The organism is Paeniglutamicibacter antarcticus (assembly GCF_039544305.1).
GTDB lineage: Bacteria > Actinomycetota > Actinomycetes > Actinomycetales > Micrococcaceae > Paeniglutamicibacter > Paeniglutamicibacter antarcticus_C.
The window spans coordinates 78,908-98,038 of sequence record NZ_BAABLK010000006.1 but is presented as its reverse complement, the minus strand read 5'-3'; the positions used below and the strand labels follow the sequence as shown (position 1 = coordinate 98,038).

Below are 19,131 nucleotides of genomic sequence, written 5' to 3'. Positions count from 1 at the left end.
TGAGCTGCACTCTACCGAGCCGCGGTCCGCACATGGGTGGTGGTTAGGTGAGGTCGCGCAGGGGATTGCTGATACCGGGAGTCGTTGGTGAGGAGTGCTGTTGGCTCGTTTTGCGCAGCAGAAGATTTACCTCTATAGTTATTGGAGTCCACTGCTACGGAGAAATTCACGGCAGAGGCTCCTGGCCCCCATCGTCTAGCGGCCTAGGACACTGCCCTTTCACGGCGGCGGCACGGGTTCGAATCCCGTTGGGGGTACGCATGAAATATGGATTATACCCGAGCGAAAAACTCTGGTAGAGTTCTTGTCTTGTGAGCGAGGGAGACTTCGCAAATAAGGCCCTGTAGCGCAGTTGGTTAGCGCGCCGCCCTGTCACGGCGGAGGTCGCGGGTTCAAGTCCCGTCAGGGTCGCTTTGGTTTTCCGGTTCGCCGGAAGATCGGGTGATCATCTAGCCTGATGATGCCAGGCTCTGTAGCTCAGTTGGTAGAGCGTTCGACTGAAAATCGAAAGGTCACCGGATCGACGCCGGTCGGAGCCACCATCTAAAACCCCCTTGTTGCCAAGGGGGTTTTTGCTTTAACAAAAAGTAGTCGGCATCGACACAATGCCAACGACGCGAACCCTTGCTTCGCCAACGCCGCAGCCGCCTCGGCTCTTCGGCGGGGGGAGCGGAGTCGCTGACCCCCTGCTCACCTGCCGGTTCTTGCGGTATCCATCACAATCGGTTGTAGGCTGGGGGCATGCGCCGAGGGACATGTGGCGCGTGCGGAAAGGACCGGGCCAATGGATCATGAACTGTCGGTGCACAAGGTGCCCGAAACGGAAGCTGGCGGAACAACAAGGATCACGGACCTGGCCGTGGCCAAGGTTGCAGCTGCCGCGGCCCGCGCAATTCCCGGGGTGCATTCCTTGGGGCTCGGGACATCGCGTGCCCTGGGAGCCCTGCGGGGTGCGGTGGGATCATCCCAGGACCCGGCGCACGGAGTCAGCGTGCAAGTGGGGACCCGACAGGTCGCCATCGACATGGTGCTCACTGCTGCCTACGGGGTTCGCCTTCATGATTTGGCCGCATCGGTCCGAGAAGCAGTTTTTCAGTCAGTACAAGAGTTTACTGACTTCGAAGTCATTGAGGTCAACATAGAAATCGGGGATGTGCACATTCCCGTTTCCCCGGCCGGACCCGGAAAGTCACGAGACGCAACCGTGGAAGGTTCGGCATGAAGCCCACACTCATCGGTGCGCTCCTGGGAGCGGTATTGGCGTGGGCAGCCCTGTCCCACGGAATCGGCGGCTTCCTGCTAATGGCACTGTTCATGGCAATCGGTGCGCTGATCGCCCGGGTCGCCGGAGGCCGTATCGACATTCGTGCGATCCTTGATGCGTTGACCGGGCGACGATCCTCGTCATGAGCCAGATGCTTGCTCCCACGATGCGGGGGCCCGGGGATCCCCCGCGCCCCGGCTACACCCGTGTCAATGCCCAGGCCTTGGCCAACACCGCACGTGCCGTGGCGGCAGAGGCCTTTGGCGTGGCGCCGGGCCTTGTGCGCGCGTTTTTGCGCGATGACTCCGGATACCTTGCCTTGAGCATCCAGGTGCCGTTGCCGTTCGCGGATTCCGTCGGCGGATCCCAGCAAACGGTCCTGGAGCTGGTGGGCGACCGACGGGCCAAGATCGGAGCCCGTTTTTCCGTTCTAACAGGCTCCCTGGTCAGCCGGGTGGATGTGCGGATCACCGGGGTCGTGGATCCCGCGGCCGGGAGGAAGCGCTGATGCAGGGGCAAGTCCCGAGGATCCGGGAGCGCGAATTGACCAGTGGGCGTTCTCCTGCTGCCATCACGGCGGCCGTGCTTGTCATCTTGGTCTGTGTTTACGCCCTCTTTGAAGCAGCGCTCAAGGCGCTGGGGCAAGAAGCACTGGTGGCATCCCCAGGTACCTGGTGGCAATGGATCTCCACTTTGCCCGGGAGCCTCGAACCAGTTGCGTTGGGAGCGATTGGACTGGGGACATCCGTCCTGGGGTTGGTGCTCTTGCTTCACGGATTGCGCCGAGGACGACGCGCACGGCACGGACTGGGGTGCGAAGACTCGATTCTCATCGTCGATGACCAGGTGTTGGCCGCCGTCTTGGCCCGCCGCGCACGCTCCGAAGCGGGAGTCGGGCCGGGACAAGTACTGGTCACCGTGAACCATGAACGCGTAGATGTGCAACTGAGCCCGACATCGGGCACGCCGGTTGACCCGGCAACGATCGCCGCCGGCCTGGAGGAGGAACTGCGCGTGAACTTGGTGGAACCGCCACCGCGGGTACGTGTCAGGGTCGCCGAACGCGGGGTGGTAGGCCAATGAACCAGACCCCGAGACTACTCAATCGCATCGTCTTGGTCGTGGTTGGCCTCGTGCTGCTGGCCGGCGGAGTGAACCTGCTGCTGGTTGCCGGCCTGCCGGGATATGCCGAGGGCTGGCGACGGAGTGCGATCGACGTGGGTGCCTGGTTTGACCTCTTGCTGGCCAGTACCACCTTGACGGGGCAAAAGGACTCCTGGTTGTGGATCGTCGTGACCGCCGTGCTGATTTGCGTCATCCTCTTGATGCTGTGGTGGATCGCCGTCCAGGGCCGGGGTCGCGGCGGGGACTATATTTCCACGTTCATTTCCGAGGGGCCCATGCCGGGGAGGACCGAGATTTCCCAAAGCGCCGTTGAACAAGCACTGCGGCATTTCCTGGGCCGGCGCAGCGACGTGGTGTCGATCAGTGTCAGCGTGTGGGACCTTGAGCCCGAAGCCGGCCTGCGCATCAAGGTCCAACCCCGAAAGGGAACGGCCCCGGGTGCGTTGGGCCGGGACGTCGCCCGCGCCGCGCGGCTCGTCCAGGACGCATTGGGAGTCGCCGGTCCGGTAGTCATCTACGTGGCGGTGGGTACACGCTCACGCTTTGCCAGGATCGAACGCGTGCTCTAGCCGATGGGCAGCTGCTCGATATTCGCTATGACAGCCAGTACCAGCACGGTGGTGAACCCAAGGAAGGGCAGGCACAGCAGCACGTGGAGCCACTTGTGTTCCACCAGGACCGCGACGTACTCGCGCAGGAACGCACTGGGCAGGTAGTACCGGGCGGTGGGGGCGCCAACGACCTCGGCATCGATGTGCAGCTGGCGGGCCAAAAGCGCGGCGCGCAGTACGTGATAGTTGTTGGTCACCGCAAGCAACGGACCGCTGCGGCCGGATGAGGCAAAGAGCTCGGCCGAGAGCAGCAGGTTCTCCTCGGTGTTCTCCGCCTTGTCCTCGACAACGACGTCGCTTGGCACCGCGCCGGCAGCCACCAGGTAGTTTCCCATCGCGACGCCCTCGGGGACCGACTCGTCATGTCCCTGGCCACCGGAAGGGATTAGCAGCGGTCGGGGCTCGGTGTTGTTGTAGATCTTCAGAGCCTTGTCCAGGCGGCTGGCAAGCAACGGCGGAACCTTGCCGTCGATCAGGCGGGAACCCAGCACCACGATGCCCCTCGGGGTGTCCCTGAACGGCATGAGCCCGTACGCAACGGCATAGGCAAGGAACACCACAAACACGACCCCGAAGTAACTGCACAGGAAGAAGAGCAGTGCGGCCAGATCGATGGCGACGAAGTTCAGGGTGAACACCAGCGCCAGGGCGATAACAGGCAGCGCAATGAGCAGCAGGCCCAGCAGCAGCGAGACCATGTTGCCCAGGCGCCTGCCCTCGGAGGTGAACATCACCACGCCGTTGTGGATCAGCGCGGCTGCCAGCACCAGGACCGCAAGGGGTGCCAGCGCCAGTACTGCCAAAAAGACATAGGACGCCCCGGGAACCCAGCGTGTGAGCAGGTTGGTGATCCCGATCAGCAGCAGATAGCAGGCGGCCACCAGGACCACGCCGTTGCGCAACATGCGACGGTCCCTGTGGCGCAGGTAGAAGTACAGGGCGAAGAGCAGCAGGGCCGGGATGAATGTCACCACCCGAGACTACCAAAACAGCACCGTGCCACCGGATGGCATCTTCGGCTAGTTGGCCCGTGCCAGCTGGCGGACGGCCAGCCATCGGTTCGAGAGCCGGCGGTAGGAAGCAGCTGCCCCGGTCATGTCGGATTCCGCCAGCGACTCGATACCCAGGCGCAGGTCGTGCGGGGATTCATCGGGCCACACCAGGGCGGCAATGAGTCCGTAGTCGAGTTCGATGACGGACTCATTGTCAAAGAGCTGCAGCCATTCGCTCAAGGTGGCCAGCTCATCGAGCAGGTCCATCTCCGGTGCGTGGATTGCCAGGGTTGCCGCCGCATAGCGGACACGGTCCAGTGCCTGGTGCAGAGGGGCGTAGATCCGGCCGGCCAGCAGGTCGTGTCCGTTCTCGATGATCTCCACTTCGTCGTCCTCGTGCACCAGGATGAGCCAGCCGAAGGGGATTCCCCAGGTGGCGCTGCGGGTATGCAAGCGGGCGATGTCCTCGGTGAAACGCTGCTGGTCCACCCGCGCAGCATTGGCTGCGCGTGCCGCGCTGGGAACCAGTAATTCCAGCAGCGCCGGACGCATCGACCCGTCGAGCTGTTCGGAGGCCAGGATGGTGCGCGTGGACAATTGGTCGGGGCAGTACATGGTGGTGACGGTGCCGTCCCAGCCAGTGGTGACCAGCCTGCGGAAGACTTCGTCTTGTTCGTGCGGGAAGGGGTCAGAAAGCGGCCGGGTCAGCCGGCGTAGCGCTGCCGTCGCCCGGGCTTCCTCCAACGCCTCGCGGTTCATCCGCCCGGTGGCCACCGCCAGTAGCTGGTCAGCATCCGAAAAAGCATGCAAGGGCTCGAAAACGCGAAGGTAGGAGCTGGGCGGGAGGGCCCGCCGGCCGGCTCCACTTGCCTGCGCCATGTCCTAGTCCAGCTCCACGATCACCGGGACGTGGTCCGAAGCGCCCTTGCCCTTGCGCTCGTTGCGGTCGATCTGCGCACCGGTGACCCTCGCGGCAAGCGCCGGAGAGGCAAGCGTGAAGTCGATGCGCATGCCCTCGTTCTTCGGGAAGCGCAACTGCGTGTAGTCCCAGTACGTGTAGGTCTTGGGGGTGTCGGTGTGCGGACGGACCACATCGGTGAAGCCGGTCTGCACGAAGGCGTCAAAAGCGGCGCGTTCCGGGGTAGAGACATGGGTGAGGTTGTTCTCCTGGAAGAAATCGATGTCCCACACGTCCTCGTCGCGCGGGGCGATGTTCCAGTCGCCCATCAGGGCGACCTGTGCCTCGGGGTCCTTCTTAATCCAGCCAGCGGCCTGCTTGTTCAAGGTCTCGAGCCAGGAAAGCTTGTAGGGCATGTGCTCGTCTTCAAGAGCGCGGCCGTTGGGTACGTACAGGCTCCAGATGCGCACCCCGCCGCAGGTTGCCCCAATGGCGCGTGCTTCCTGGACCGGGTCCTTGCCCCCCTTGCCGAAGGCGGGCTGTTGCGCGAAGGTCCGCTCCACGTCGTCCAGGCCCACGCGGGAGGCGATGGCCACACCGTTCCATTGGCTGAAACCGAAGTGGGCCACCTCGTAGTCGTTGTTCTCAAATAGCTCCCAGGGGAAATTCTCGTCCTTGCACTTGGTTTCCTGGATGGCCAAGACATCGACGTCGGAGCGGCGTAGCCAGTCCTCGACGCGGTCGGCACGGGCACGGAGGGAGTTTACATTCCAAGTAGCTATCTTCACCTTCCCAACCTATCAACTTCGGCCAACGGGGTCAGGTTTGTGTGCGGTGAAATCGTGGATGAGCTCCGGCCCTAGCAATTTAGTAGGAAGTCCGAGTATATTTTTGGGTATCAGGCGTGGTGCGCATCACAGGTAAGCTGCCGCGTTTTGGCGTATTTTGCATAGGAGCACCAAGCACATGACTCGTGAACTGACCCATTACGTGGGCGGCGCCCACATCGAGGGAACATCCGGCCGCTTTTCCGACGTGTACAACCCTTCCACCGGCGCCGTGCAGTCGAGGCTTCCATTGGCCTCGGGCGAGGAAGTCCGCCAAGCCATCACCGTGGCCGAGGCCGCGCAGGTTGAATGGGCGAACCTCAACCCGCAGCGCCGGGCGCGGATCTTGAACAAGTTCGTGGAACTCGTCTACGAAAACATGGACGGTCTCGCCGCCTTGCTGACCAGCGAGCACGGCAAGACCTTCCCGGATTCCAAGGGGGACATCCAGCGCGGACTCGAAGTCATTGAATTCTGTGCCGCAGCCCCTCACATGCTTAAGGGCGAGTTCTCCGACAGCGCGGGCACCGGCATCGATGTGCACTCGATGCGGCAGCCGCTGGGCGTGGTCGCAGGAATCACCCCGTTCAACTTCCCGGCCATGATCCCGCTGTGGAAAGCAGGGCCCGCACTGGCTTCGGGAAACTCCTACATCCTCAAGCCCTCCGAACGTGACCCCTCGGTGCCGCTGCGCCTGGCCGAGCTATTCACCGAGGCGGGACTGCCCGACGGCGTGTTCAACGTCGTCAACGGCGACAAGGAAGCCGTGGACGTATTGCTCGAGGATCCACGGGTGCAAGCCATAGGATTCGTCGGTTCCACCCCGATCGCCCAAAGCATCTACGCCACCGCCGCCGCGCATGGAAAACGCGCCCAGTGTTTCGGCGGGGCCAAGAACCACATGGTGATCATGCCCGACGCCGACCTGGAAATGGTGGCCGATGCCCTGATGGGAGCCGGCTACGGATCGGCCGGTGAACGCTGCATGGCGATTTCCGTCGCAATCCCGGTCGGCGAGGCCACCGCCGACTCCCTGATTGAAAAACTCGTCGAACGCATCGGCAAGCTCAAGGTCGGCGACGGGATGGACGAGAGCTCCGACTTTGGTCCAGTGGTGGCCCAGAGCGCCAAGGACCGTATCGAAGACTACATCCAGCTGGGCGTGGACGAGGGCGCCTCGCTGCTCATTGACGGTCGCGGGCTGAACATCCCCGGCCATGAGGAAGGGTTCTGGGTCGGTCCCACGCTCTTTGACAAGGTCACCGAGGACATGCGGATCTACAAGGAAGAGATCTTCGGACCCGTCCTGTGCGTGGTGCGCGCCAAGGACTACGAGGAAGCGCTGCGGTTGCCCTCCGAGCACGAATTCGGCAACGGTGTTTCCATTTTCACCCGGGACGGGGACACCGCCCGGAACTTCACCTCCCGCGTGCAGGTCGGCATGGTCGGGGTCAACGTGCCGATTCCGGTGCCGATTGCCTACTACACCTTCGGCGGGTGGAAGGCCTCCGGATTCGGGGACCTGAACCAGCATGGCGGCGACGGCTTCCGGTTCTACACCAAGACCAAGACCGTCACCACGCGCTGGCCATCGGGTATCCGCGAAGGTGCAAGTTTCGTGATGCCCGATGGCAGCTGATCCCATGAGCGAACCCGAAGTCCTTTTCGAGGTGCGAGGCACGTTGGGGGTCATCACGTTGAACCGGCCCCGGGCCGTCAACGCGTTGACCGCCGGCATGGCCACGGCGATGCTCGAGACCCTCGTGGCGTGGGCCGTCGACCCGGCGGTGAGCCAGGTGCTGGTACGCGGGGCGGGCGAGCGCGGGTTGTGTGCCGGAGGCGACATCGTGGCGATCTATCGCGACGTCACCGCTGGCGGCACGGCGACCGAAGACTTCTGGGCCACCGAATACCGGCTCAACTCCTTGGTCAACGCCTACTCCAAGCCCTACATCGCCTACATGGACGGGCTGGTGTTGGGCGGCGGAGTGGGGGTTTCCGCCCATGGCAGCCACCGGCTGGTCACCACCCGGACCCGAAGCGGCATGCCGGAAACCACCATCGGGTTCGTCCCGGATGTCGGAGGCACCTACCTGCTCTCCCGCGCCCCGGGGCAAAGCGGCACCCACGCAGCGCTGACAGGAGAACATCTGGGCGCCGCCGAAGTGCTCTACCTGGGCCTGGCGGACCACCTGATCGACTTCCAACGTGCCGAGGAACTCTTCGCCGCGTTGGAGGAAACGCCCGTCGATGAAGCACTGCGCAGCTACATCCTTCCCACGCCTGCCTCGGACCTGGAATCCTGGCGGAATTGGATGGATGCGGCCTACGCATCGAGCAAGGTCGAGGACATCGTTGCCGCCCTGCAGGCACTGGCAGATAAAGGCAACGAGGAAGCCGGCAAATCAGTGGAAACGCTGGGCAGGAAGTCCCCGACGGCTCTCAAGCTCACCCTTGCCTCGCTGCGCCGGGCCAAGGAGCTGGGCACCTTGGAGGAAACGCTCGAACAGGAATACCGCGTGGGATTGCGCATCCTGGAATCCCACGACTTCCCCGAGGGAATCCGCGCCCAAGTCATTGACAAGGACTACTCCCCGGCATGGAACCCGGCAAAGCTGGAAGAGGTCGACACCGCGATTCTGGAATCCAGCTTCGCCTCCCTCGGGGATCGAGAACTCAAACTGGACCCACGCGCCCTGAGCGACGTAGTTGAATAGGACTGGAGATACGGACATGACTGAGAAGACACCCGCCACCGCGGGCAGGATCGCGTTCCTGGGACTCGGGCACATGGGCGGACCGATGGCGGTGAACCTCATCAAGGCAGGGTTTGACGTGGTGGGTTTCGACGTGATCCCCGCAGCCGTCGCCGCGGCGACCGAAGCGGGCGTTCCCTGCACATCCACTGCGGTCGAGGCCGCCACTGGGGCGGCGGTCGTGCTCACGATGTTCCCCTCCGGCGCCATCTTGCTCGATGCCTACAACGGCGTGGGTGAACCCGGGCTGCTGGAGATCGCTGAACCAAACACGCTGTTCCTTGACTGCTCCACCATCGACGTGGCCCAGGCCCGCGAAGCGGCGGCCCTTGCGCTGTCCGCCGGGCACCGCTCGGCGGATGCACCGGTTTCCGGCGGCGTCGTCGGTGCCGAGGCAGGGACCTTGACGTTCATGATCGGTGCCGAGGCCCACGACATGGAGCAGCTCACCGGGCTGCTGGAGGTCATGGGCAAGAAACTGGTGCATTGCGGCGGTCACGGGGCCGGACAGGCAGCGAAGATCTGCAACAACATGCTCCTTGGCATTTCCATGATCGGTGCGGCCGAGGCCTTCGTACTGGGAGAGAAGCTGGGATTGAGCCACCAAGCGCTCTTTGACGTGATCTCCACGGCCTCGGGCCAATGTTGGTCGGTTACCACCAACTGCCCGGTCCCCGGACCGGTGCCCGCCTCCCCGGCCAACCGCGACTACGTTCCTGGATTTGCCGGGGCGCTGATGGCCAAAGACCTGGGCCTGGCATTGAACGCCTTGGAAAATGCCGGAGTCGCTGCGCAATTGGGTCCGCTGGCCGCACAGATCTACCGTAAGTTCTCCGACGAAGGAGGAGCCGGACGCGACTTCTCCGGAATCATCACTGAGATCAGGGGGAAGTCCCAGGACTAGGGACAACGCGGCACCTGGGAAGGGGAACAGATGGCCATCCATACGTGCGCAACCTGTGCGATCGAGCATCCCGATAGCACGCTGCCACCGGAGGTGTGCAAAATATGCAGCGACGAGCGGCAATGGGTTCCTGTTGCCGGGCAGCAATGGGTCACTCGTGAACAGCTCGTCGAACGCGGCTACCGCGTTCTCATCGAGGAACTCGAAACGGATTTGTACGCCGTGCGCACCGAACCCAAACTTGGCATCGGACAGCGCGGGCTGCTGCTGCGCACGGAGGCAGGGAACCTCTTGTTCGAGCCGCCCGGATTCATTGACGAAGCCGCGATCGCGCGCCTGCAAGAGCTCGGCGGTGTCTCGGTGATTGCCTCGAGCCACCCGCACCTGACCGGTTCCTCGATCCAATACAGCCACGCCTTCAACCATGCGCCCGTGTACGTGGCCCGTGCCGATGAACCATGGATCCGCCGACCGGATACGGCAATCATCCTCTGGGAGGGAAGTGCCGTACTACTCCCCGGCGTGATCATGCACCAATGCGGAGGGCACTTCGCCGGAAGCTCGGTGGTTCACTGGCCCGCGGGTCGTGGGGGAGCGGGAGTTCTGCTCACCGGGGACACGATAGGGGTGGGCGGAGACAGGAAATCGGCCCACGCCATGCGCAGCTACGTGAACAACATCCCGTTGCCTGCCCGGGCCATCGAACGGATCCTGGATACGGTGCTGCCCCTGGAATTCGAGGGTCTCTACACCGCCTTCGGCACCCTGGAGAAGGGTGCCCGCGAGACGGTGGACTGGTCGTTGCGTCGGTATATTTCATGGGTCAACGGGGAAATGGCCGAATAGCGGAATCTCTGGATCAATCGACCGTATGGTCGATGTGCAGGGGACCGGAAAAACGGAGGATGGAGATAAGAGAAGGGGGACTTGCCAGTGGCAAATGCCCCGAACCATCCACCGAAAGAGAATTCCTACCGTGTTTCTTGCAATACGCGACATCCGTTTCGCCAAGGGCCGCTTCGCGCTTATGGGCTCGGTGGTCGCTCTCATCACGCTGTTGTTGGTCATGCTTTCCGGGTTGACCGCCGGCCTAGGCGATCAATCCACCTCCGCATTGAAGAACCTTGGTTCCGCGACGAAGCTGGTGGACTCGGTCGTCTTTGGCGCAGCAAGCGGCAACGACCCCAAGGCCTCGTTCACCGAAAGCCAGGTCACCTCCGAACAGGTCACCGCATGGGCCAACCGTCCAGGCGTCGCCTCGGCCGAGGCCCTCGGCATCACACAGACGCGCTTCCAGGGTTCGGCTGCCGGGTCCAAGACCAGTACCGGAACCACCAACGTCGCTGTCTTCGGCATCCCGGCAGGCAGTTCCCTAGCACCCCTACCCGTGGCGGACGGGGAAGTTGTCATCGGTGAATCTGTGGCAAAGGACCTTTCGCTGCACATCGGAGACACCGTCTCGATGGCTGGAGTCAACCTAAGGATCGGCGGAATTGACGCGGATCGCTGGTACTCACACAACTCGGTGGCCTATACAGACCAAGATTCGTGGACCAAGTTGGCCCACCTGGGCGATGAAACCCAGGCAGGAACCGTTATAGCCGTCACCAACCAGGACGGCGCAACCGTTGACACCGACGCCGCAAACGCCGCAGCGTCCACCGTGAGCACGACGCGTACCGGTTCATACGCCGCTTTGGGCTCCTACAAGAGCGAAAACGGTTCGCTGCTGATGATGCAGGCCTTCCTCTACGGAATCTCGGCTCTGGTCATCTTGGCGTTCCTCACGGTTTGGACCGTACAGCGCACCCGCGACATCGCCGTACTCAAGGCCCTGGGCGGCTCGGGCAGCTACGTCCTGAAGGACGCCATCACCCAGGCAAGCATCGTGTTGCTGCTGGGTGCCGGGATCGGCGGAGGCATCGGTATACTCGGCGGCGCCTTTGCTGCCAAGGCCGCGCCCTTCCTGCTCAGCACAGCCACTACGCTCTTGCCGATTTTAGGGGTCGTAGTCCTGGGCCTCGCCGGAGCGGCGCTCGCCGTTTCCCGGGTCACCAAGGTCGATGCGCTGATTGCCCTGGGCGGCAACTAGTACCGCTCAAAGCGCCACGCACCGCTTCGTGCTTTCCCCATTCCTCCCCGTTAGCTCCGTAAAGGATTTCCATGGATACCACCGCCACCACCCCGAAGACCACAACCGGCAACATGCCCCTGCAACTGATCGATCTAAGCCTTGAATACCCCGACGGTGAGGGCACCATCAAGGCTCTGGACAGCGTCGACTTGGCGGTCGGAGCGGGACAGGTGCTCTCGCTGATCGGCCCCTCGGGTTCGGGCAAGTCCTCCCTGCTTGCCGCCGCGGCAACATTGATCCGCCCCACCAGCGGATTGGTCATCATCGACGGGACAACGGCCAGCGATCTGAATGACTCCCAGATGACCACGTTGCGTCGCGAGAAGGTAGGCATCATTTTCCAGCAGCCCAATCTGCTCGCTTCGCTCACAGCAGTGGAACAACTGATGATTTCCGACCATCTGCGCGGAAAACCGCTGAAGCCGGCCAAGGTGCGGGCCCTGGAACTGTTGGATATCGTGGGGCTGGCCGACAGCGCCAAGAAACGCCCGCACCAGCTCTCCGGAGGCCAGCGCCAACGCGTCAACATTGCCCGGGCGCTAATGGGAGAGCCGAAGGTGCTGCTCGTGGATGAGCCCACCGCTGCCTTGGACCATACCCGGAGCGAGTCCATCGTGCGTCTTCTGGTGCAGGTGACCAAGGAGTTCTCGGTGGCCACCGTCATGGTCACGCACGACACTGAATTTGTTTCGCTTACCGACTCTGTTGCTTCCATGCGCGACGGGATCCTCGCACTGCCGGAGCTAGTCGGAGCCTAGAAGAGAACCGTTCCGGTGCTCCCGGATGCCACAGTCCCACGCTTGTTGGGCTGTGGCATTTGTGTCGGTGTCGTCCTGTGAAAACGTAGTGGGAAGCGGTCCGGGTGATTCCAGGGTCCCTTCTCCGTGCCGGGTAGCGAGAGCCACGGCAAGCACTTTTGGCAGTTCCCGAGACCTGCTGCCGTGTCCATCCTTTCCGGGTTCTAGAAATCCCAGTCGTCGTCGCTGGTGTCTTCCCCCTTCCCGATGATGTACGAGGAGCCAGAACCGGAGAAGAAGTCATGGTTTTCGTTGGACCCCGGGGACAACGCCGCAAGGATCTCAAGGTTGACCTCTGTCTCCTTGGCGGAGAACCGTTCCGGGTAGCCCAGGTTCATCAGCGCCTTGTTGGCGTTGTAGCGAACGAAGACGGCGACATCGTCCATGAGTCCCAGGGGTTCGTAGAGCTCGCCGGAGTACTGGAGCTCCAGCTCATAGAGCTCTTCCAGGAGCGTGTAGGTGAACCCGCGTATCTCCTCCTGCTCGGCCAGGGTCTTGGTTTCAAGGCCACGCTGGAACTTGTATCCGGAGTAATAGCCATGCACGGCCTTGTCCCTCAGGATGAGCCTGACCATGTCGGCGGTGTTGGTCAGTGTCGCGTGCACCGAGAAATGCAACGGAAGGTAGAAGCCGGCATACAGCAGGAGCGAGGACAGGAGGGTCGATGCCACCTTGCGCTTGAGCGGATCGTTGCCGTAGTAGTGCTGCAGCACCTTCTTTGAGCGTTCCTGGAGAAGGTCGTTGCCCACTGCCCATCGGTAGGCATCATCGATCTCCGGGGTGCTGGCGAGCGTGGAAAAGACACTGGAGTAGGAGCGTGCGTGCACTGCCTGCATGAACGCGATGTTCGTGTAGACCGCTTCCTCGTGTTCGGTTTGTGCGTCCTGGATCTGGGAGATCTCACCGACGGTCGCCTGGATGGTGTCGAGCATCGTCAGCCCCGTGAAGACCCTCATGGTGAGGGTCCGTTCCTCCTGGGTCATCCGCTTCCAGGCCGGGATGTCGTTGGACAGCGGGACCTTCTCGGGAAGCCAGAAGTTTGCGGTTAACCGGTTCCAGACTTCCGGGTCCTTGTCATCGATGATCCGGTTCCAGTTGATCGGGCGCAGCCGGGCGGAGGGATCCAGGCGGTAGCCCGGAGGAGTGACGGAGGCTGCGAAAGCCGACATGTTCGTGGCCGTCGAGTTCGTGGTTGTCGTCATGGTGGTTATTCCTTGTCTGTAGTGATCAGAGGGTGCAAGAGACACAGTTTTCGATCTCGGTTCCGGCGAGTGCGAGTTGGCGCATCCGGATGTAGTAGAGGGATTTGATGCCTTTTCGCCACGCATGGATCTGGGCCCTGTTGATATCGCGAGTCGTTGCCGTGTCTCGGAAGAACAGGGTGCAGCTGAGCCCCTGGTCGACGTGCTGGGTGGCTGCTGCATAGGTGTCTATGATCTTTTCGTAGCCGATTTCGTAAGCGTCCTCGAAGAACTCGAGGTTTGAGTTGTCCATGTGCGGGGCGGGGAAGTAGACGCGTCCGAGTTTTCCTTCCTTGCGGATCTCGATCTTCGCCGCAATGGGGTGGATCGAGGCGGTGGCGTTGTTGATGTAGGAGATCGACCCGGTGGGTGGAACTGCTTGCAGGTACGCGTTGTAGATCCCGTGTTCCCGGACCGAGGCCTTTAGCTCACGCCAGTCGTGCTGGGTGGGGACGTGCACGCCGGAAGCGGAGAAAAGCTGGCGGACGCGTTCGGTGGCCGGCGCCCATGTCTGTTCGGTGTACTTCTCGAAGTAGCTGCCATCGGCATAGGCCGAGTCGGCGAAACCAGCGAACGTGGCAGCCCGCTCTCGTGCGATCCGGTTGGAGGCCAGCAGTGCGTGGTATGTCACCGTGTAGAAGTAGATGTTGGTGAAATCGACCCCCTCGGCGCTGCCGTATTTGATGCGCTGGGATCCTAGGTAGCCATGGAGATTCATTTGGCCCAGGCCGATGGCGTGGCTGGCGGCGTTACCGGCAGCCACCGAGGGCACGGCGTCGAGGTCCGACTGGTCGGACACGCTGGACAGGCCGCGCACCGCCGTATCGACAGTTGCCCCGAAGTCCCCCTGCTTCATCACCTGGGCGATGTTCATTGAGCCGAGGTTGCAGGAGATGTCCCGTCCCACATGCTTGTAACCGATGGCCGCGTCATAGCTTGAGGGGGTGTTGACTTGCAGGATCTCGCTGCACAAGTTGGACATGTTGATCCATCCGGAGATGGGGTTGGCCCGGTTCACGGTGTCTTCGAACATGACATACGGGTAGCCGGATTCGAACTGGAGCTCGGCGAGCGTCCTGAAGAACCCCCGGGCACTTGTTGTTGTCTTGCGGATACGCGGGTTAGCGACCATCTGGGCATAGTTGGCACCCACCGAGAGGTCCGACAGCGGAATGCCGTATTCACGTTCGACGTCGTAGGGGCTGAACAAGTGCATGTCCTTGTTGTCGCGCGCCAGGTCGAAGGTGATGTCGGGGATCACGACGCCGAGGGAAAGGGTCTTGATCCGGATCTTCTCATCCGCGTTTTCCCGTTTGGTGTCGAGGAACTGGAGGATGTCCGGGTGGTGCGCGTGCAGGTACACGGCACCGGCGCCTTGCCTGGCCCCGAGCTGGTTTGCATAGGAGAAGGAATCTTCCAGGATCTTCATGACCGGCACGACTCCGGAGGCCTGGTTCTGGATTTGCTTGATCGGTGCACCCGCCTCGCGCAGGTTGGTCATCAGCAGTGCGACTCCGCCGCCACGCTTGGACAGTTGCAGGGCGGAGTTGACGCTGCGGCCAATGGATTCCAGGTTGTCTTCCATCCGAAGCAGGAAACAGGAGACCAGCTCGCCTCGCTGCTTCTTACCGGCGTTGAGGAACGTCGGGGTGGCAGGTTGGAACCTGCCCGAGATGATCTCATCAACCAATTTCGTCGCGAGCTTTTCGTCGCCCTGGCCGAGGAAAAGGGCGGTTGTCACAACGCGATCTGCGTAGTCCTCCAGGTACTGCGAGCCATCGAAGGTCTTCAGGGCGTAGGAGCTGTAGTACTTGAATGCGCCGAGAAACGACGCGAATCTGTGGTTCGCTTCGGTGGCGCGCAGGTAGAGGTCCTTGACGAATCCCCAGTCCCAGGATCGGATGAACGCTTCCTCGTAGTAGTCGTTCTCGATCAGGAAAGCGACCTTTTCCTCAAGGCTGTCGAAACGGAGCGTGTTCGGCAGCACATGTTGTGCAAAATAGGCCCGAAGTGCCTCGTGGTCCTTCTCGAACTGGATTGAGCCATCGGAAGCGAAGAGGTTCAGTGCCGCGTTGAGGGCATGATGGTCCGCACGTGCTCCGATCCCCTTTTGCGTGGTTTTCTCGATGGCGGGGGCGGTGATAGTCACTTCTTGTCCTTCTCTCGGATTGCGGCTTCGTCCCAGAACCTGGTGAGGCCGTCATTGACTCGTTCAACGTCGCGATCCGTGCCCAGCAGCTCGAACCGGTACAGTTCCGGGACCTGGCATTTGGCCGAGATTACCGGTCCGGCCAAGCAATAGTGCTCGCCGAAGTTTGTGTTTCCTGCAGTGATGACTCCGCGTAGCAGTTTTCGGTTCTGCCGGTCGTTCAGGAAGCTGGCGACTTGCTTCGGCACGGCTCCCGAGTGAGCTCCGCCTCCGTATGTCGGCACGACGAGCACGAATGGCCGGGTGACCTGAAGGCCTGCTTCGAGACGGGGCCGCAGTGGTATGCGTGCGGCAGGTCGATCGAGACGGTCCACGAAGCGCAGGGTGTTTTGCGAAGCGCTTGAGAAGAGTACGAGGTCTGGAGTGCCTTCGGGCTGAAGCGCCGTCGGATGTAGGCCTGGATCTGCCAGAGCCATTGTTTCGGGACCCATAGGAGCTCCTTCTTTCGCGTGCCGGTGTCTCGGTGATGCACTACCCCTTGTGGGGGGCATAAGGAATAGGCACTACATATAGTAGTACCACATCACGAACTTAAAAGTACGGATAGACGTACTTTCAGTGGAAAGACGAAGACCAGGCATGGGAAGGATGTGCTTGGGCGGGGAATCGGTCCGGGATGGCCAACGACGCACAGCGGCGAGGGGCCTGGCCTGAGCCCGATGTCTTGCCTGTGCACAAGTTCTTCCGGCGTCCATCGGGATCGTTCCGGGGCGAGTTCGTTTGACCTGATCCCAAGTGCGGCGAAGGGGACCGGGCCTGGCGCGCCGGCGCAACGAGCGCCTCATGTAGGTCGAGCAGTGATGCGCTCCGCCAGGCTCGACCGAAGCCGGACCGTCCTTGTTGGTTGCGCCTGGGGGAAGGGCGTGCGGGTGCGACACCATTGGAATGTTGACGGGTGCCACCGGCGAATCGGGGCAGCTGCACATCGACGTTTCTAGAAATCGGCCCTGCCCGTGGCGTGTGAGGGTGGTGCGCGCTATTCGCTGTCTTGCTGGTCGGAGAAATCCCCGGCATCCCGACGGAATTTCGCGAATATCCGGATCATCGTGCCGATATCACGGTCGGAGAGGCCTGACTCGGCAAAGACCCGCGTATTGAGTTCAAGGGTAGCGGCGGCGGCCAAGTCCCGGCCCTGTTCGGACAGGGCAATGAGCGTGGTTCGCTTGTCTGTCGGGTGCTTGGTTCGAGCCACAAGCCCGGCGCGTTCCAGACGGTCCACGACGTTGGTCACCGATGTTGCATGCACCTGGAGCAGCGCGCTGGCCCTGTTCATGGCCAAGGCGCCGTCGCGGGTGAAGCTGAGCAGCGCGAGCATCTCGTAACGGGCGAAAGTGAGGCCAAAAGGCTTGAGCACTGTTTCCGCGCGCTGCAAAAAGATCTGTTGCGTCCTCATCAGGGCGGTGATCGCGGCCATCGGTTCGGCAACGTCGCCCCATCCGTGGCGCTCCCAATTGCGTTGGGCTTCAAGAATGGGATCGCGCGATAGTGGTTGGCTCAATTTTCACTCCGATTCGAACTCGTGCCCCAGCTTATCCAAGCCCCGTGCCGGATCAGGATTTCAGGGACGGGAAGTCATCGTCGCGGTACTCGACGCCCTCGGTTGCGAGTTCGGAGGCGCCCTCGTAGCGCGCGGCCTCGGTTCGGCGCAGCTCCACCCTGCGGATCTTTCCCGAAATGGTCTTTGGCAGTTCGGTGAATTCAAGGCGTCTGATCCGTTTGTAGGGGGCAAGGTTTTCCCTGCAGTGGAGCAAGATGCTCTCGGCAATCTCTGCTGATGGCTCATAGCCCTCGGCCGTGACCACAAAGGCCTTGGGGACAGAGAGCCGTAGTGCGTCCGGGGAGGGAATCACCGCTGCCTCCGCCACCGCCGGATGTTGGATCAGCACCGACTCCAGTTCGAAGGGACTGAGCCTGTAGTCGCTGGACTTGAACACATCATCACCGCGGCCAACGTAGGTGATGATCCCCTGATCGTCGATCTCGGCCATGTCCCCCGTGTGGTAAACCCCGTCGCGGAAGGCATCCGCTGTCTTTTCCGCGTCGCCGAAGTAGGATTTCATCAGTCCCAGCGGGAGCGGATCGATCCGCAAACAGATTTCGCCCTCCGGGCCGGGCTCGCCGCTGCCCGGATTGATGAGCACGACGTCATAGCCGGGCATCGGGCGGCCCATGGCGCCGATCTTGATGGGGAGCCCCGGAGGGTTGGCGATCTGCACGGTGGTCTCGGTCTGCCCGAAGCCATCACGAATCGTTTGGCCCCAGGCGCGGGCGACCTGGTCGATGACCACGGCGTTCAGTGGTTCGCCGGCAGAGACGAGCTTGGCCGGGGGATGCCTGAGCGCTGTGAGGTCGGCTTGGATTAGCAGTCGCCACACCGTGGGCGGTGCGCAGAAGCTGGTGACGGATTCGGCATCCATCTGGGCCATGAGCGCCTTGGCGTCGAACCGGTCATAGTTGTAGAGCAAGACGGTGGCTTCGGCGATCCACGGGGTGAAGAAGTTGCTCCAGGCATGCTTGGCCCATCCGGGCGAAGCGACATTCAGGTGCACGTCCCCTGGCTCCAGTCCTATCCAGAACATCGTGCTCAGGTGCCCGACAGGATACGACGTATGGGTGTGTTCGACCAGTTTCGCCTTTGATGTGGTGCCGGAGGTGAAGTACAGAAGGAGGGTTTCGTCGGCCTTGGTGGGAACCTCCGGAACGAACTCCGTTGGAAAACCGCTGCTGTCGGCGTAGCTGATGGCGTCCTGGGGTGCGTCGGCGTCCACGTGGATCACCGTGTAGTCCCCGAGGACCTTGCTGAACTTTTCGGTGTCTGCGCTTCCGGCCAAGGCCCAGCGGGCATCGCCGCGATCAACCCGATCCTGCAGGTCTGCGGGGGTCATCTGTGTGGTCGTGGGGATCATGACCATGCCCAGCTTGATGCCCGCGAGCATTATTTCCCAGAGTTCCACCCGGTTGCCGAGCATGACGATCATTTTCTCGCCGCGTTTCATCCCGATTGAACGCATCCAGTTGGCGACCTGGTTGGACCGGGCCGATAGCTCCGCCCATGTGCAGCGCGTTGATGAACCGTCTTTCTCCACAATGACCAGCGCGTTGGTGCGGGCGCGGGCAGGGTCCTTGGCGATCTGGTCGAACCAGTCGAGTCCGAAGTTGAACTCGGTGAATTCAGGCCATCGGAACTCCTGTTTGGCTCCGGCGTAGTCGGTGCGCAGTTCAAGGAGACGGTCACGTGCGGCACGGAATTCTTCGGTAACGGTCATTGCCGTCCTTTCGCCCGGGTTCTAAATAGTAGGAAGCCCTAGTGATTTGAATCACTAGCAAATATACTTTGATATCCAAGGGTTTGGAAGAGCGCGACACCACCGAG

Annotated in this window: 19 protein-coding genes and 3 tRNA genes; 14 read left to right on the top strand and 8 right to left on the bottom strand. The window is 62.1% G+C overall.

All coding sequences use genetic code 11. The annotated features are described in order from the left end of the window. Positions 1 to 184: 184 nt before the first annotated feature. From ABEA12_RS01965 to ABEA12_RS01930, 8 genes are all read left to right on the top strand, one after another. Positions 185 to 257 (top strand) — tRNA-Glu (locus ABEA12_RS01965). An 80-nt stretch (positions 258 to 337) separates the two neighbouring features. Further along, positions 338 to 411, top strand: a tRNA-Asp gene (locus tag ABEA12_RS01960). Positions 412 to 466: 55 nt separating this feature from the next. Further along, positions 467 to 542 (top strand) — tRNA-Phe (locus ABEA12_RS01955). Between the two features lie 242 nt (positions 543 to 784). After that, positions 785 to 1,222, top strand: coding sequence for an Asp23/Gls24 family envelope stress response protein (locus ABEA12_RS01950; RefSeq protein WP_210102178.1), 438 nt, complete (start codon positions 785 to 787; stop codon positions 1,220 to 1,222). Further along, positions 1,219 to 1,410 carry a hypothetical protein gene (locus ABEA12_RS01945; RefSeq protein WP_210102177.1) on the top strand — a complete coding sequence of 64 codons (192 nt, stop codon included), beginning with the start codon at positions 1,219 to 1,221 and terminating at the stop codon, positions 1,408 to 1,410. The genes ABEA12_RS01950 and ABEA12_RS01945 overlap by 4 nt, the downstream gene beginning before the upstream one ends. After that, positions 1,407 to 1,772, top strand: coding sequence for a hypothetical protein (locus ABEA12_RS01940; RefSeq protein ID WP_345466101.1), 366 nt, complete (start codon positions 1,407 to 1,409; stop codon positions 1,770 to 1,772). Before ABEA12_RS01945 ends, ABEA12_RS01940 begins: the two co-directional genes overlap by 4 nt. Further along, positions 1,772 to 2,347 (top strand): hypothetical protein, encoded by a 576-nt coding sequence (locus ABEA12_RS01935; RefSeq protein WP_210102176.1) that lies wholly within the window; start codon positions 1,772 to 1,774, stop codon positions 2,345 to 2,347. The genes ABEA12_RS01940 and ABEA12_RS01935 overlap by 1 nt, the downstream gene beginning before the upstream one ends. Further along, complete coding sequence (locus tag ABEA12_RS01930; RefSeq protein WP_210102175.1) at positions 2,344 to 2,958, top strand: hypothetical protein; 615 nt, start codon at positions 2,344 to 2,346, stop codon at positions 2,956 to 2,958. Before ABEA12_RS01935 ends, ABEA12_RS01930 begins: the two co-directional genes overlap by 4 nt. Here ABEA12_RS01930 and ABEA12_RS01925 read toward each other — a convergent pair. From ABEA12_RS01925 to ABEA12_RS01915, 3 genes are read right to left on the bottom strand one after another with little or no spacing between them, the layout of a single operon-like run. Then, complete coding sequence (locus ABEA12_RS01925) at positions 2,955 to 3,971, bottom strand: YdcF family protein (RefSeq protein ID WP_210102698.1); 1,017 nt, start codon at positions 3,969 to 3,971, stop codon at positions 2,955 to 2,957. The genes ABEA12_RS01930 and ABEA12_RS01925 overlap by 4 nt on opposite strands. Positions 3,972 to 4,019: 48 nt before the next feature. Continuing rightward, entirely contained in the window at positions 4,020 to 4,871 is an 852-nt protein-coding gene (locus ABEA12_RS01920; RefSeq protein WP_210102174.1) for a DUF8083 family protein, read from the bottom strand. A gap of 3 nt (positions 4,872 to 4,874) precedes the next feature. After that, complete coding sequence (locus tag ABEA12_RS01915) at positions 4,875 to 5,678, bottom strand: exodeoxyribonuclease III (RefSeq protein WP_210102173.1); 804 nt, start codon at positions 5,676 to 5,678, stop codon at positions 4,875 to 4,877. 178 nt (positions 5,679 to 5,856) lie between these two features. Between ABEA12_RS01915 and ABEA12_RS01910 the strand changes: the two genes are divergently transcribed. From ABEA12_RS01910 to ABEA12_RS01885, 6 genes are all read left to right on the top strand, one after another. Further along, positions 5,857 to 7,356: a CoA-acylating methylmalonate-semialdehyde dehydrogenase gene (locus ABEA12_RS01910; protein ID WP_210102172.1), complete on the top strand. Its 1,500-nt coding sequence runs from the start codon at positions 5,857 to 5,859 to the stop codon at positions 7,354 to 7,356. Positions 7,357 to 7,360: 4 nt separating this feature from the next. Next, positions 7,361 to 8,434 carry an enoyl-CoA hydratase/isomerase family protein gene (locus tag ABEA12_RS01905; RefSeq protein ID WP_210102171.1) on the top strand — a complete coding sequence of 358 codons (1,074 nt, stop codon included), beginning with the start codon at positions 7,361 to 7,363 and terminating at the stop codon, positions 8,432 to 8,434. A gap of 16 nt (positions 8,435 to 8,450) precedes the next feature. Next, positions 8,451 to 9,377, top strand: coding sequence for a 3-hydroxyisobutyrate dehydrogenase (gene mmsB / locus ABEA12_RS01900; RefSeq protein ID WP_210102170.1), 927 nt, complete (start codon positions 8,451 to 8,453; stop codon positions 9,375 to 9,377). A 30-nt stretch (positions 9,378 to 9,407) separates the two neighbouring features. After that, positions 9,408 to 10,223 (top strand): MBL fold metallo-hydrolase, encoded by an 816-nt coding sequence (locus ABEA12_RS01895; RefSeq protein ID WP_210102169.1) that lies wholly within the window; start codon positions 9,408 to 9,410, stop codon positions 10,221 to 10,223. 130 nt (positions 10,224 to 10,353) lie between these two features. Continuing rightward, positions 10,354 to 11,469 (top strand): ABC transporter permease, encoded by a 1,116-nt coding sequence (locus ABEA12_RS01890; RefSeq protein WP_210102168.1) that lies wholly within the window; start codon positions 10,354 to 10,356, stop codon positions 11,467 to 11,469. 71 nt (positions 11,470 to 11,540) lie between these two features. Further along, complete coding sequence (locus ABEA12_RS01885) at positions 11,541 to 12,269, top strand: ABC transporter ATP-binding protein (RefSeq protein ID WP_345466089.1); 729 nt, start codon at positions 11,541 to 11,543, stop codon at positions 12,267 to 12,269. 203 nt (positions 12,270 to 12,472) lie between these two features. On the opposite strand, the gene nrdF is transcribed toward ABEA12_RS01885, so the two are convergent. The 5 genes from nrdF to ABEA12_RS01860 all read right to left on the bottom strand — a co-directional run bounded on the left by nrdF (position 12,473) and on the right by ABEA12_RS01860 (position 19,024). Then, entirely contained in the window at positions 12,473 to 13,477 is a 1,005-nt protein-coding gene (nrdF, locus tag ABEA12_RS01880; protein ID WP_210102696.1) for a class 1b ribonucleoside-diphosphate reductase subunit beta, read from the bottom strand. A 58-nt stretch (positions 13,478 to 13,535) separates the two neighbouring features. Further along, complete coding sequence (nrdE, locus tag ABEA12_RS01875; protein ID WP_425571712.1) at positions 13,536 to 15,698, bottom strand: class 1b ribonucleoside-diphosphate reductase subunit alpha; 2,163 nt, start codon at positions 15,696 to 15,698, stop codon at positions 13,536 to 13,538. Further along, positions 15,695 to 16,174, bottom strand: coding sequence for a class Ib ribonucleoside-diphosphate reductase assembly flavoprotein NrdI (gene nrdI / locus ABEA12_RS01870; RefSeq protein WP_210102694.1), 480 nt, complete (start codon positions 16,172 to 16,174; stop codon positions 15,695 to 15,697). The genes nrdE and nrdI overlap by 4 nt, the downstream gene beginning before the upstream one ends. Positions 16,175 to 16,734: 560 nt before the next feature. Continuing rightward, positions 16,735 to 17,256, bottom strand: coding sequence for a MarR family winged helix-turn-helix transcriptional regulator (locus ABEA12_RS01865; RefSeq protein WP_210102167.1), 522 nt, complete (start codon positions 17,254 to 17,256; stop codon positions 16,735 to 16,737). 52 nt (positions 17,257 to 17,308) lie between these two features. Beyond that, on the bottom strand, positions 17,309 to 19,024 hold the full coding sequence (locus ABEA12_RS01860) for an AMP-binding protein (protein ID WP_210102166.1): 1,716 nt from the start codon (positions 19,022 to 19,024) through the stop codon (positions 17,309 to 17,311). Positions 19,025 to 19,131: the final 107 nt, after the last annotated feature.

Bases quoted from the DNA above. Each gene is read 5' to 3' on its own strand.
- ABEA12_RS01950 (WP_210102178.1), top strand. From the start codon at position 785: ATGGATCATGAACTGTCGGTGCACAAGGTGCCCGAAACGGAAGCTGGC.
- ABEA12_RS01945 (WP_210102177.1), top strand. From the start codon at position 1,219: ATGAAGCCCACACTCATCGGTGCGCTCCTGGGAGCGGTATTGGCGTGG.
- ABEA12_RS01940 (WP_345466101.1), top strand. From the start codon at position 1,407: ATGAGCCAGATGCTTGCTCCCACGATGCGGGGGCCCGGGGATCCCCCG.
- ABEA12_RS01935 (WP_210102176.1), top strand. From the start codon at position 1,772: ATGCAGGGGCAAGTCCCGAGGATCCGGGAGCGCGAATTGACCAGTGGG.
- ABEA12_RS01930 (WP_210102175.1), top strand. From the start codon at position 2,344: ATGAACCAGACCCCGAGACTACTCAATCGCATCGTCTTGGTCGTGGTT.
- ABEA12_RS01920 (WP_210102174.1), bottom strand. From the start codon at position 4,871: ATGGCGCAGGCAAGTGGAGCCGGCCGGCGGGCCCTCCCGCCCAGCTCC.
- ABEA12_RS01910 (WP_210102172.1), top strand. From the start codon at position 5,857: ATGACTCGTGAACTGACCCATTACGTGGGCGGCGCCCACATCGAGGGA.
- ABEA12_RS01905 (WP_210102171.1), top strand. From the start codon at position 7,361: ATGAGCGAACCCGAAGTCCTTTTCGAGGTGCGAGGCACGTTGGGGGTC.
- mmsB (WP_210102170.1), top strand. From the start codon at position 8,451: ATGACTGAGAAGACACCCGCCACCGCGGGCAGGATCGCGTTCCTGGGA.
- ABEA12_RS01895 (WP_210102169.1), top strand. From the start codon at position 9,408: ATGGCCATCCATACGTGCGCAACCTGTGCGATCGAGCATCCCGATAGC.
- ABEA12_RS01885 (WP_345466089.1), top strand. From the start codon at position 11,541: ATGGATACCACCGCCACCACCCCGAAGACCACAACCGGCAACATGCCC.
- nrdF (WP_210102696.1), bottom strand. From the start codon at position 13,477: ATGTCGGCTTTCGCAGCCTCCGTCACTCCTCCGGGCTACCGCCTGGAT.
- nrdI (WP_210102694.1), bottom strand. From the start codon at position 16,174: ATGGCTCTGGCAGATCCAGGCCTACATCCGACGGCGCTTCAGCCCGAA.
- ABEA12_RS01860 (WP_210102166.1), bottom strand. From the start codon at position 19,024: ATGACCGTTACCGAAGAATTCCGTGCCGCACGTGACCGTCTCCTTGAA.